Source organism: Roseobacter sinensis (assembly GCF_025755255.1).
Classification (GTDB): Bacteria; Pseudomonadota; Alphaproteobacteria; order Rhodobacterales; family Rhodobacteraceae; genus Roseobacter; species Roseobacter sinensis.
In genome coordinates this window covers 256930-270193 of sequence record NZ_JALIEB010000002.1, presented here as the reverse complement: position 1 = coordinate 270193, position 13264 = coordinate 256930, and the positions used below count along the sequence as shown (strand labels likewise).

Annotated in this window: 11 protein-coding genes; 7 read left to right on the top strand and 4 right to left on the bottom strand. The window is 62.1% G+C overall.

Annotated features, from left to right (window positions below):
- Window positions 1-124 precede the first annotated feature (124 nt).
- Window positions 125-2446, bottom strand: coding sequence for an ATP-dependent Clp protease ATP-binding subunit ClpA (gene clpA, locus MUB52_RS04230; protein ID WP_263842947.1), 2322 nt, complete (start codon window positions 2444-2446; stop codon window positions 125-127).
- Between the two features lie 175 nt (window positions 2447-2621).
- Window positions 2622-3389 (bottom strand): hydroxyacylglutathione hydrolase, encoded by a 768-nt coding sequence (gloB, locus tag MUB52_RS04225; protein ID WP_263842946.1) that lies wholly within the window; start codon window positions 3387-3389, stop codon window positions 2622-2624.
- A 62-nt stretch (window positions 3390-3451) separates the two neighbouring features.
- Here gloB and MUB52_RS04220 point away from each other — a divergent pair, with 62 nt between their 5' ends.
- The 7 genes from MUB52_RS04220 to MUB52_RS04190 all read left to right on the top strand — a co-directional run bounded on the left by MUB52_RS04220 (window position 3452) and on the right by MUB52_RS04190 (window position 11194).
- Complete coding sequence (locus MUB52_RS04220) at window positions 3452-4186, top strand: class I SAM-dependent methyltransferase (RefSeq protein ID WP_263842945.1); 735 nt, start codon at window positions 3452-3454, stop codon at window positions 4184-4186.
- A 313-nt stretch (window positions 4187-4499) separates the two neighbouring features.
- Complete coding sequence (locus MUB52_RS04215; RefSeq protein ID WP_263842944.1) at window positions 4500-5060, top strand: F0F1 ATP synthase subunit delta; 561 nt, start codon at window positions 4500-4502, stop codon at window positions 5058-5060.
- Window positions 5061-6590 (top strand): F0F1 ATP synthase subunit alpha, encoded by a 1530-nt coding sequence (atpA, locus tag MUB52_RS04210; RefSeq protein ID WP_263842943.1) that lies wholly within the window; start codon window positions 5061-5063, stop codon window positions 6588-6590. It abuts the gene before it with no gap.
- Between the two features lie 243 nt (window positions 6591-6833).
- Entirely contained in the window at window positions 6834-7709 is an 876-nt protein-coding gene (locus MUB52_RS04205) for a F0F1 ATP synthase subunit gamma (protein WP_263842942.1), read from the top strand.
- Between the two features lie 19 nt (window positions 7710-7728).
- Window positions 7729-9153, top strand: coding sequence for a F0F1 ATP synthase subunit beta (gene atpD, locus MUB52_RS04200; RefSeq protein WP_263842941.1), 1425 nt, complete (start codon window positions 7729-7731; stop codon window positions 9151-9153).
- Between the two features lie 11 nt (window positions 9154-9164).
- Window positions 9165-9581 (top strand): F0F1 ATP synthase subunit epsilon, encoded by a 417-nt coding sequence (locus MUB52_RS04195; protein WP_263842940.1) that lies wholly within the window; start codon window positions 9165-9167, stop codon window positions 9579-9581.
- 248 nt (window positions 9582-9829) lie between these two features.
- Window positions 9830-11194, top strand: coding sequence for a hypothetical protein (locus MUB52_RS04190; RefSeq protein WP_263842939.1), 1365 nt, complete (start codon window positions 9830-9832; stop codon window positions 11192-11194).
- Between the two features lie 52 nt (window positions 11195-11246).
- Here the strand turns inward: MUB52_RS04190 and MUB52_RS04185 are convergent, their stop codons facing one another.
- Both MUB52_RS04185 and MUB52_RS04180 read right to left on the bottom strand, forming a co-directional pair.
- The gene (locus MUB52_RS04185; protein WP_263842938.1) at window positions 11247-11807 is read right to left on the bottom strand and encodes a c-type cytochrome; all 561 of its coding nucleotides are present in this window, start codon (window positions 11805-11807) and stop codon (window positions 11247-11249) included.
- 8 nt (window positions 11808-11815) lie between these two features.
- Window positions 11816-13069 carry a PQQ-dependent sugar dehydrogenase gene (locus MUB52_RS04180; protein ID WP_404818183.1) on the bottom strand — a complete coding sequence of 418 codons (1254 nt, stop codon included), beginning with the start codon at window positions 13067-13069 and terminating at the stop codon, window positions 11816-11818.
- Window positions 13070-13264: the final 195 nt, after the last annotated feature.

Below are 13264 nucleotides of genomic sequence, written 5' to 3'. Positions count from 1 at the left end.
CGGCGACCGGAGTGGACAAGCTGGAAGGCTGGAACAGTTCGGGAGAGGTCGTCGACCGCAAAAAAACAAAACCCCCGCGGACTGACGGTCCGCGGGGGCGATTGATGTCGGATTTTGAGGCCCGCTACTCCGCCGTGAGCAGCGGTGGGCGGTTGCCCGAAAGGCGGGGTTTGTCGGGGCCCTCGATCTTCAGATCGATCTCACCGCCTTTCACGCCCACTTTCACGATGCCACCTTTGGCAAGCTTGCCGAAGAGCAGATCTTCCGCCAGCGGCTTCTTGATGTGCTCCTGAATCACGCGGCCCAGAGGGCGGGCTCCCATCTTGCTGTCATAACCCTTGTCGGCCAGCCACTCGGCGGCGGGTTTGGTCAACTCGATGGTCACGTTACGGTCCATGAGCTGCGCCTCAAGCTGCAGCACGAACTTCTCGACCACACGCAGGATGACCTCTTTGGGCAGCGGCGCGAAGCTGATCACCGCATCCAAACGGTTGCGGAACTCCGGTGTGAAGGTCCGCTCGATGGCCGCCGTATCCTCGCCTTCCCGGCGGTCACGACCGAAGCCTATGGCCTCTTTCGCCTGCTCCGCGGCGCCGGCGTTTGAAGTCATGATCAGAACGACGTTGCGGAAATCGACAGTGCGCCCGTTGTGGTCGGTCAGCTTGCCGTGGTCCATCACCTGCAACAGGATGTTGTAGACGTCCGGGTGCGCCTTCTCGATCTCGTCGAGCAGCAGCACGCAGTGCGGGTGCTGATCCACGCCATCGGTGAGCATGCCGCCCTGGTCGAAGCCGACGTAACCCGGAGGTGCGCCGATCAGACGGCTGACTGCGTGCTTCTCCATGTATTCAGACATATCAAAGCGCAGAAGCTCCACACCCAGCGTATCCGCCAGTTGCTTTGCCACTTCCGTCTTGCCCACCCCGGTGGGTCCGGCAAAGAGATAGTTGCCAATCGGTTTCTCCGGCTCGCGCAGACCGGCCCGGGCCAGCTTGATCGCGGAGGACAATGCCTCGATGGCGTTGTCCTGGCCGAAGACAACGCGTTTCAGCGAGCCTTCGAGGTCCTTCAGCACTTCGGCATCGTCCTTGGAGACGTTCTTTGGCGGAATACGCGCGATCTTGGCCACCACATTCTCGATCTCCTTGGTGCCGATGGTCTTGCGGCGCTTCGCGGCCACGACGAGATGCTGTGCCGCGCCCGCCTCGTCGATCACGTCGATGGCGCTGTCCGGCAGCTTGCGGTCGTTGATGTAGCGCGAGGCCAGTTCGACCGATGCCTTGATCGCATCAGCGGTATATTTCACCGAGTGATGATCCTCGAAGTAGGGTTTCAAACCGCGCAGGATCTTCACGGCATCCTCGACCGACGGCTCGTTCACGTCGATCTTCTGGAACCGGCGGCTCAACGCGCGGTCTTTCTCGAAGTGCTGGCGGAATTCCTTGTAGGTGGTGGAGCCCATGGTGCGCAGCTTGCCGCCAGCAAGAGCGGGTTTCAGCAGGTTCGACGCATCCATCGCACCACCCGACGTGGCACCGGCGCCGATCACGGTGTGAATCTCATCGATGAACAGAACCGCGTCCTCGTGCTGTTCCAGCTCCGCCACGACGGCTTTCAAGCGCTCCTCAAAGTCACCGCGGTAGCGCGTGCCCGCGAGCAAGGCGCCCATGTCGAGCGAGTAGATCGTGGTGTTTTCCAGAACTTCCGGAGTCTCTCCGGCCACGATTTTGCGGGCCAGACCCTCGGCAATCGCGGTTTTGCCCACGCCGGGGTCACCCACCAGCAGCGGGTTGTTCTTGCGCCGGCGGCAGAGCACCTGGATGCAGCGCTCGACCTCGGCATCGCGTCCGATCAGCGGGTCGATCCCGCCTTCGCGCGACTTGGCGTTGAGATCCACGCAGTATTTCTCGAGCGCACTCTCTTTCTTTTCACCTTCGGTCACGCCCTGCGCTTCCTCTTCGTGCTCCGGCGCGCCTGACACGGGGCGCTGTTCACCATAGGCAGGGTCCTTTGCGACCCCGTGGGCAATGAAATTCACCGCGTCATAGCGCGTCATGTCCTGTTCTTGCAGGAAGTAGGCCGCGTTGCTCTCGCGTTCGGCGAAGATCGCCACCAGGACGTTCGCGCCTGTGACCTCCGTACGGCCGGAAGATTGCACGTGGATCGCAGCCCGCTGAATGACCCGTTGGAAGGCCGCCGTGGGCACCGCTTCGGAGCCGTCCACGTCGGTCACGAGGTTGCTGAGGTCCTCATCGACGAACTCCACCAGCGTGGCCCGCAGATCGTCGATGTCGACGCTACAGGCCTTCATAACCCGTGTCGCATCCGGCTCGTCGATCAGCGCCAGCAGCAGATGCTCCAACGTTGCGAATTCGTGGCGGCGGGCATTCGCCAGCGCCAGCGCGGAATGGATTGCCTGTTCCAAGGTGGTCGAAAATGAAGGCACGAGGAGTGCTCCTTCTGATCGGGGTCGGTTTGGGATCTGATTGATGCCGATCCGTAAGCCGACCATGGCCTCATAGTATTAGAGTTTGGTTGATCGCGGGCCCGCTTCAAGTTTTTTCTGCACTTTTGCGGTCACAAATTGTGTGAAGCCGACATGAAAGACTGCGATTTCGGCGTTAGAAGGCGTCCTTGCGGGCGCGGATTTCTGCAAAGACCTGAACATCGCTGGCGTCTGTCATGCCCAGCCGCGCGCGGATATTCGGGTCGGAGGCGCGCAGAAACGGATTTGTGGCCATTTCGAGCGCCAAGGTGGATGGAACGGTGGCCTCGCCTGCCGCTCGGGCGGCATCGATGGCCATGCTTCGCGATATAAGGTCGGAATTATCGGGGTCAATGGTTAAGGCGAACTTAGCATTGGACGCGGTGTATTCATGGCCCGAGCACACGGTTGTCTCGGACGGCAGAGCCATCAAGCGTTGAAGCGAGGCCCACATCTGCTCTGCCGTACCCTCGAAGAGCCGTCCGCACCCCAGCGCCATGAGGCTGTCGGCCGTGAACACAACCCCCGCGGCGGCCACGTGATAGGCGATATGGCCAGTCGTATGACCAGGCACGTCGATCACACGGACCGTGTGCCCGGCGAACTCGAACGTCTCTTCTCCCGCATGGGCATGGTCCAGCGGCGGCAGCCGATGCGCATCCGCCGCGCCACCGCGGACCACCGCGCCGTGGGCCGTTAGAACCTCGGGCAACCCCTGCACGTGATCTGCATGATGGTGCGTGATCCAGACTTCGGTGATCGCCCAGTCGCGGGCGTCCGCAACCGCAAGGATCGGCGCCGCTTCCGGGATATCGACCAGCGCCGTGGCCCCGCTTTCGTCATCATGCAGCAGGAAGGCGTAATTGTCCGACAGGCACGGGATGGTGACGAGTTCAAGGGCCATGGTCATTCTCCGAGAGGTTTGCGAGACTGCATTCAGAGTGACGCAAGACGAGACGGGCCGCAATGCATCTGGACGTGCAGGATCTGCGCAACTTCTATTACCGCTCGCAGCTTGGACGCGCGGCGCAGGCGAGCCTGCGTGGTCGCATCCTCGAGCTTTGGCCCGAGGCGAAAGGGCAGACGGTGGTGGGCTACGGCTTTGCCGCGCCGCTGCTGCGGCCCTACCTGAAAGAGGCGCGCCGGGTCATCGCGCTCATGCCCGGGCCGCAGGGGGTGATGCCTTGGCCTGCAAACATGCCGAATGTTTCGGTGCTGACCGAAGAGACCTGCTGGCCGCTGGAAACCGGCCATGTGGACAAGCTGGTGATGCTGCATGGGTTGGAAACCTCCGAGCGCGCGTCCGATCTGCTGGAAGAGTGCTGGCGCGTGCTGGGTCCCGGAGGACGGGCCCTTTTCATTGTTCCGAACCGTGCAGGTCTCTGGGCGCGGCGCGACCGCACGCCCTTCGGCTTCGGGCGGCCCTACTCGTCGGGGCAGCTTGAGACGCAGCTGCGCAAGCACCAGTTCCTGCCCGAACGCCATCTTGGTGCGCTCTACCAGGTGCCCTCGACCAAGCGGATCTGGATGAAAGCCGGCCCCGCTTTCGAAAAATTCGGACGCCGGGTGCCCACGATGATGGCAGGCGGAGCCTTTATGGTCGAGGCAACCAAGCTGGTCTACCCGCCCAAAGGCAAGGTCGAGCCCGCACGCGCGCTGCGCCCCAGCGCGGTGCTCGAACCCACGGCCAAGCCGGTTTAGCCGTTGAACCATGGGGGCGGACCCTCGATTTGCGCCGAGGTGCACAAAAACCCGGCGCGGGAATCGCCAAATTCCTTAATAATCGCGCCGTTGCGCAAAGTTTCTGAGACGCCAAACGGTCGCACTTGCGCCAAGCGTCTGAAAATAGGGGAAAAGAGGTTTGAACGCTCTACAGTATCTCATGTTGCGGGGTGGGGGTCTCTCTGCTACATCACCGCTGATTTTGACGTCTTGAGTAAATTCAAGTCGCGCCAACACCCTCGGTGACGCGATTTTTTCGCGTATCCGGGGCAAGAACATCGGAAGGGTGGACGTGTCAGAACCAGCTTCGATTTCCACGAGTATTGCCGCGCGCTACGCCACCGCGGTCTACGAGATCGCCAAGGATGGCAACGCCGTGGACACTCTCGAAACCGACCTCGATGCCCTAAAGACAGCGCTGAGCGAGAGTGCAGATTTCCGGGCGCTGATCCATTCCCCCATTTACTCGCGTGAAGAACAAGGTGCGGCGATCAGCGCCATCGCCGCAAAGATGAGCCTCTCGGACACGATGGCCAACACGCTCGCCCTGATGGCACAGAAACGCCGTCTCTTCGTTCTGCCGCAACTTGTGGCCACCCTGCGCGACATCATTGCCGCCGAGAAGGGTGAAGTCACCGCCGAGGTCATCTCGGCCAAGGAACTGACGAAAGCGCAGGCCGAGAAACTCGCCAAGACGCTGAAAGCTTCCACCGGCAAAACCGTGACACTCGATGCAACCGTCGACGAAAGCCTCATCGGCGGTCTGATCGTCAAAGTTGGTTCGCGCATGGTCGACACCTCGATCCGCGCGAAGCTGAATTCCCTCCAGAATGCAATGAAAGAGGTCGGATAAATGGGTATCCAAGCAGCAGAGATTTCTGCGATCCTGAAAGACCAGATCAAGAACTTCGGTCAGGAAGCCGAAGTGGGCCGCGTGCTTTCCGTCGGCGACGGGATCGCCCGCGTGTACGGTCTGGACAACGTGCAGGCCGGTGAAATGGTCGAGTTTCCCGGTGGCATTCAGGGCATGGCACTGAACCTCGAATCCGACAACGTGGGTGTCGTGATCTTCGGCTCCGACCGCGACATCAAGGAAGGCGATACCGTCAAGCGCACCAACTCCATCGTGTCGGTGCCGACCGGTGACGAGCTTTTGGGTCGCGTTGTGGACGGCCTCGGCAACCCGATCGACGGCAAGGGCCCGATCAACGCCAAGACCTCCTCCCAGGCGGATGTCAAGGCGCCGGGCATCATCCCGCGCAAATCCGTGCATGAGCCCATGGCGACCGGCCTCAAGGCCGTCGACTCGATGATCCCGATTGGCCGCGGTCAGCGTGAGCTGATCATCGGCGACCGTCAGACGGGCAAGACCGCCGTTGCCCTCGACGCGATCCTGAACCAGAAATCCTATAACGACGCGGCTGGCGATGATGAGAGCAAGAAGCTCTACTGCATCTATGTCGCCGTCGGCCAGAAGCGCTCCACCGTGGCGCAGTTGGTCAAGAAGCTCGAAGAGACGGGTGCTATCGACTATTCCATCGTCGTCGCCGCGACGGCGTCCGAGCCTGCGCCGATGCAGTTCCTCGCACCCTATTCCGCCACCGCGATGGCCGAGCACTTCCGCGACAACGGCCGCCACGCGCTGATCATCTACGATGACCTCTCCAAACAGGCCGTGTCTTATCGTCAGATGTCGCTGCTGCTGCGCCGTCCGCCCGGACGCGAAGCCTACCCCGGTGACGTCTTCTACCTGCACTCCCGCCTTCTGGAACGCTCCGCGAAACTGGGCGATGACGCGGGCAACGGCTCGCTCACGGCGCTGCCGATCATCGAAACCCAAGGCGGCGACGTGTCGGCCTTTATTCCGACAAACGTGATCTCAATCACCGACGGCCAGATCTTTCTCGAAACCGAGCTCTTCTACCAGGGCATCCGCCCTGCCGTGAACACCGGTCTGTCGGTCTCCCGCGTGGGCTCCTCGGCCCAGACCAAGGCGATGTCCTCGGTCGCGGGCCCGGTGAAATTGTCGCTGGCGCAGTACCGCGAAATGGCGGCCTTCGCGCAGTTCGGCTCCGACCTCGACGCCTCGACCCAGCAACTGCTGGCCCGGGGCGCGCGCCTCACCGAACTGATGAAACAGCCGCAGTATTCGCCGCTGACCAACGCCGAGATTGTCTGCGTGATCTTCGCAGGCACCAATGGCTTCCTCGACAAGATCGACGTGAGCGAAGTGGGCCGCTTCGAGAAGGGCCTCTTGGGTCACATGCACTCCAAGCACAGCGACATTCTCGACTGGATCACCAACGAAGATCCCAAGATCAAGGACGACGCGGCAGACCGGCTCAAGGCTGCGATCAGTGAATTCGCCGCTGATTTCGCCTAGGAGAAGATGCCTGACCTCTTTGTTTGCAACCGATGTGGGAAAGAAGCTGTCGAAATTCGAGAATGCAGCGCGGGATCACAATGCGGTTTCAGAACAGGGAAATGGCGGACAGTGCATGTCTGTGTCGAAGAATACGGAAGGAAAGCAAGATGGGAAAAGTCTGGAAGGTACTTGGGTATTCTTCTCTTCGCCGGCTCCCTTTTTATTGCGTTCGCGTACACATGGTTGGAAAGGTAGGACATTGTGCCTAGTCTGAAGGACCTAAAAAACAGGATCGAGTCGGTCAAATCGACCCGCAAGATCACCAAGGCGATGCAGATGGTGGCCGCCGCGAAGCTGCGCCGCGCGCAGGAAGCGGCGGAACAGGCCCGCCCCTACACCGAACGCTTCAACGCGGTGATGGCGCGGCTGGCGGCGTCCGTCGGCGACAGCGACACGGCACCCAAGCTGCTGTCGGGCACCGGCAGCGACAAGGTGCAACTGCTGATCGTGATGACGTCCGAGCGCGGCCTCTGCGGCGGCTTCAACTCCAACATCGCCAAGCTCGCCAAGAGCCACGCCACCAAGCTGCAAGCCGAGGGCAAGGAGGTGAAAATCCTCACCGTTGGCAAGAAGGGGCGCGACCAGCTCAAGCGCGACTTCGGCAAGCTTTTCATCGACCATGTGGACCTTACCGAAGTGAAGCGCGTGGGTTATGCGGATGCGCAGGCCATCGCGAAGGATGTGCTCGCGCGCTTCGACGCAGGCGAATTCGACGTCGCCACGCTCTTCTACTCGAAGTTCGTGAACGTGGTCAGTCAGATCCCCACCGCGCAACAGATCATCCCCGCCAAGTTCGAGGAAGAGGAAGGCGACGACACCTCGACCCTCTTCGACTACGAGCCATCTGAGGAGGCGATCCTCGCCGATCTGCTGCCCCGCGGTGTGGCGACACAGATCTTCGCAGGTCTCTTGGAAAACGGCGCCTCCGAGCAGGGCGCGCGGATGTCTGCGATGGACAACGCGACCCGCAACGCAGGCGAGATGATCGACAAGCTGACCATCGAGTTCAACCGCTCGCGTCAGGCTGTGATCACCAACGAGCTGATCGAAATCATTTCCGGCGCGGAAGCGCTTTAAAGACAACCGGAGAAACGACATGGCAAATGCAGTCGGCAAAGTCACCCAGGTCATCGGCGCGGTCGTTGACGTTCAATTCGAGGATCACCTGCCGGAGATCCTCAACGCGCTGGAAACAGACAACAACGGCAACCGCCTCGTGCTCGAGGTCGCACAGCACCTTGGTGAGAACACTGTGCGCACCATCGCGATGGACAGCTCCGAAGGCCTCGTGCGCGGTCAGAAAGTGACCGACACCGGCGGCCCCATCTCGATCCCGGTGGGCAACGCCACGCTGGGTCGTATTCTGAACGTGGTGGGCGAGCCCGTGGACGAAAAGGGCCCGGTGGTTTCGGATGAAACCCGCGCGATCCACCAGCCCGCGCCTGAATTCGCCGCACAGGCCACCGAATCCGAGGTGCTGGAGACCGGCATCAAGGTGATCGACCTGCTGGCACCTTATGCGAAGGGCGGCAAGATCGGCCTCTTCGGCGGTGCTGGCGTTGGCAAGACCGTTCTCATCATGGAATTGATCAACAACATTGCCAAGGTGCACTCGGGATATTCGGTGTTCGCCGGCGTGGGCGAGCGGACGCGTGAGGGCAACGACCTCTACCACGAGATGATCGAATCCAACGTGATCAAGCCCGACAACCTTGAGGACAGCCAGGTGGCGCTGGTCTACGGTCAGATGAACGAGCCTCCCGGCGCGCGCGCGCGTGTGGCCCTGACCGGCCTCACACTGGCCGAGCAGTTCCGCGACCAGTCCGGGACGGATGTTCTCTTCTTCGTCGACAACATCTTCCGCTTCACGCAGGCGGGCTCCGAAGTGTCGGCGCTTTTGGGTCGTATTCCTTCGGCTGTGGGCTACCAGCCGACGCTGGCCACCGACATGGGCCAGATGCAGGAGCGCATCACCTCGACCAAGGCAGGCTCCATCACCTCGATCCAGGCGGTCTACGTGCCTGCGGACGACCTCACCGACCCTGCGCCCGCGACCACCTTTGCGCACCTCGACGCCACAACCGTGCTGTCGCGCGCCATCTCCGAGCTCGGCATCTACCCGGCGGTGGACCCGCTCGACTCCACCTCGCGTCTGATGGACCCGGGCATCGTGGGGGAAGAGCACTACAAGGTCGCTCGAGACGTTCAAGGTATTCTCCAGCGCTACAAGTCGCTACAGGACATTATCGCGATCCTCGGCATGGACGAGCTTTCCGAAGAGGACAAGCTCACCGTGGCCCGCGCCCGCAAGATCCAGCGCTTCCTCAGCCAGCCCTTCGACGTGGCCAAGGTCTTCACCGGCTCGGATGGGGTGCAGGTGCCTCTGACCGAGACCATCGAGAGCTTCAAGGCGGTTGTGGCGGGTGAATACGACCACCTGCCCGAAGGCGCCTTCTACATGGTCGGCGGCATCGAGGAAGTGAAAGCCAAAGCCGAGAAAATGGCGGCCGACGCCGCCTGAGGAGGCCCCTGATGGCAGACACAACCCAATTCGACCTGGTCTCGCCCGAGCGGCGGCTGGCCTCGGCCGCCGTCACCTCGGTGCAGATCCCGGGCGCTGACGGCGACATGACGGCGATGGCGGGCCACGCGCCCACTATCACCACCCTGCGCCCCGGTGTGCTGAGTGCTGAAGGTCCCGATGGCACCAGCGACTACGTGGTGACCGGCGGCTTCGCCGAGATCACCGCGTCCGGTGTCACGGTGCTGGCCGAGCGCGCCATGCCGAAATCCGAGGTCACCGCTGACGATATGAAGGCACTGATCAAGGAGGCCGAGGAGGCGCTCGCGCAGGCCAAAGAAACCTTCAAAAACGAGCCCGGCCCCGTCGATGACGCGGCCAAGCTTCTTGCCGATATGGTGGCCGTGGGCGATCACATCCGCGTCTGATCCGACCAGAACATAATCACGAAAGCCCCGCACAGTCGGGGCTTTTTGTTTGAGCGGTCCCGTTGTCCGCCCCGGCTGTGCCTTTCCTGCCTGATCTCCGCCTTGTTGTCTGGCACGCCGTGCGGTTCGGGGGTTGTTTCATTTCTATCCAGTCCGCTGTTGGCGTTAAGCGATCGGCAATCTTTCTGAGTCACGCTCATCTTCGGGTGAAGGAGGGTGTGACAATGATGATTCAGCAAAATAGTCCAATGATCACAGCATCTTTGCTCATGGCGCAATCCGATGCGGCCCGCGCCGAAGTCACCCGGCAGCAGGACGACGGGCCCAGCACCACAAGCACCGTGGAGGCTCTGCGCCGCGAGAAGGCTGTGGCCCAGAAAGATTACATGGCCGACCGCGATGAGCGGTATGAGGCCCGTGAGATCATAACCAACGATCATGTGGACGATTCGGTCAATCTGGTCGCCGAGCGGTACCGCCAAAAGGCGCTGGAGCTGATGAAGGCTTTGGTCAAACTGTCCGGCCAAGACGACAGCGCGGCACCCATTGACCCGCAAAACACCGAGGAGCCGGATATCGGGACCACCATGGCCGACTTTGTTCGGGCGAACATCGACACCATCAGCCGCGCGGATGCCAGGCTCACGCTCGAAACCGAATATGTCGAATATGCCACCGGTGACGGCAATGACGCTGTCGCGGTCACCGATGACACCGTGAGCGGGATGCGCACCGGTGATGGCAGCGACGCCGTCAGCATCAGCGCCGATCGGGTCTACAGCGTGCACACGGACGCGGATCGGGCCACGATGGCGCATATTGTCGGCGATGGCTTCGGTGGCGGCCATGGCGGCCAGCGCCGGTACAGCAACGCCGACAGTCTTTCGATCCAAGCGCGTGATGTGCAGGATATCTGGACCGGCGGCGGCGCGGATTCCATCGCGGTCCAGTCCCGGCTGGTCAACGGCGTGCACGCGGGCGCGGGCAATGACGCCGTGGCGATCAACGGCGGCCTGGTGGAATATGTGAATGGGGATGAGGGCCATGACAGTATTGCCGTGAAGGCGGTGCTGGCCACCCGGATCGACGGGGGCGCGGGCGACGACGTCATCTCGGTGGACGTCGAGCAGGGCAATCGACCGCTCGACACCATTTACACGCCGCGCGCCGAGGGATCGGGTCGCGAGCTGAGGTTCTCCTCACTGAGCAACGCTGATGTGCAGGGCGGTGCGGGCAATGACACCCTGAACATCCGTGCCGACCGACATATCTCTGTCGACGGCGGCCTCGGTGACGACCGGATGCACCTCGAGAGCGGGACCGTCGCACTCAAGTACCGCAGCGGTGACGGACAGGATCATGTCTCGCTTGGCAAGGGCGTGTCTGTCCTGGTCGATCTCGACAGTTCCGCCCGCTACACCGTCGACAAGACCGACGGGCTTCTGACGCTCAGTTTCGAGGATGGGGGCGCCATCACCTTCGAAGGGGTCGACGACGCGGCCAATCTGATTGTGCGCAATGGCGACGGCACGCGGTTTTTCCAGCAGGACGGAACGTTTGACGCCCCCGGCCAGCAGACCGCCCCGATGCGCAGTATAGACCTGCGCGCCTAGCGCTCAGTTGACCGGCGATGTTCAAGACAGGGGCACGTCGCCAGCGCGCGGGCTATTCGACCGTCTCGATGTACAGCTTCACGGCTGCGTACCAATCCGCATAGGCGCGGATCTCTGCGTCGGTCAGTTCCGCGGCAATGCCGCTCATGACCTCATGGGTCCGCTTGCCCGACCGGAAGGCCTTGAGCTGCGTGTCGATGTAGATGTTGGTCTCGCCCGCGAGATTGGGAACATCGTCGGCCAGATGCATCCCGTCCGCGCCGTGACAGGCCACGCAGAGCTCCGGCGCGCCAGCCGGGTCTGCCGTCAACTCCGCCCGCGCCTCATGACCCCCATACCAGGCTGCCAGATCAGCGATCTGCTGATCGCTCAGGTTCGCGGCGACAATCGTCATCATCTCATGTTCGCGCGTCCCGTCGCGAAAGGCGGTGAGCTGGTCGCGCAGATAGCTCTCGGGCTCGCCACCGATATGCGGCGCAATTGGGATCGCCGCGTAGCCATCCGCGCCGTGACAGGTGCGGCATTGGCCGGAAATCTTGCGGCCTGCATCGCGGTCGCCCACGATCTCGGCGGCGAGGGGTCCGGCGCATAAAAGCGCGCCGGACAGGGCCATCACAAACCTCACCGCGTGTAGGCGATGCGCCAGATCGCACCGGCGAAATCATCTGAGACGAGCATGGAGCCGTCCTTCAAGAAGGCGATATCCATCGGGCGCCCGCGGTATTCGCCAGTCTCTTCGTTGAGCCAGCCATCGGCAAAGACCTGCGCCTCGACCGCATCGCCCGTCTCGGGATCAAGGGCGGTGAACATCACCCGCGCGCCCACTGGCGTGGTGCGGTTCCACGAGCCGTGCTGCGCCCAGAAGATGCCGCCGTGATACGCCTCGGGAAAGCTCGACCCTTCGTAGAACTTCATGCCGAGGTCTGCCGCATGGGCGGTCAGCTCCAGCTGTGGCTCGATGAAGCTCACGCCCTCGGGGCGTGGGTGCTCGCTTTCGGACATGATCTCGACACGGCTGTTGGTCCAGGGAAAGCCGAAGTGCTGGCCCGCTTCGGTCTGGCGGTTCAGCTCACCCGGTGGGATGTCATCGCCCATGCCGTCGACCTGATTGTCGGTCCACCACAACTCACCTGTCTCGGGGTGGAAGTCCTGGCCCACCGAATTGCGCACCCCCCGGGTGAAGACCTCGCGGCCCGTGCCGTCCGTGTTGATGCGGATGATGCCACCGATGCCGATCTTGTCATACATGTCGACCTTCTCTGCCGGCTGCACGTTGTAGGGCTGGCCCAGCGAGATATAGAGCTTGCCGTCCGGGCCCACGTCACAGACCCGCGCCGTGTGGTTGAAGCTTTCCTCTTCCACGGGCACCAGATCGCCCTGTTCGACCACAACGGCCACGGCCGGGTCGGGCCCTTCAAAGAAGAACTCCGCGGCGGGGAAATTCAGCACCCGGTTGCGCTCGGCAATGAAGAGAAAGCCATCCTTCGAGAAACACGGTCCGTTCGGAATGTCGAAGGTGATCGACGGCGCGAAATCCTTCACCTCATCCGCCACACGATTGCGATCCCGGTCCACGACCGACCAGACCTTGTCCTTCCGCGTGCCCACAAAGGTCACCGTGCCCTGCGGCGCAACCGCCATCGAGCGGGCATCGGGCACGACCGCATAGAGGCTGACCTCGAAACCATCGGGCACATTGATATGCGGGATGATCTCCTTCAGGGCGTCGGCGCGCGCACCGGTCTGTTCGATGTGGGTAAAGGTCGCATCTGTGCGCTGCATGTTGGACAGCTTGTCCATATTGTCCTGCGCAACAGCCGCACCGGCTATTGCGGCGCCAAGAACGGCGCCCGTGGTGATTTGCATCACTGTCATGAAATTCCTCCCAGATTTCGAGTGTCAGAGTTGCTGCTCGGTCAGGTTGAGCCTCCCTTTTGGACCGCCGTTCGAATATGACAGCAACAAAGGTTAACGCTGTCAACAACCGCCACGTGTGACTGACGCCGGCGAAGTGCAGACTTTGGTCGCACTGGCGCAGGCGGATCTGCGCGCTAATGGCTGCGAAAAAAC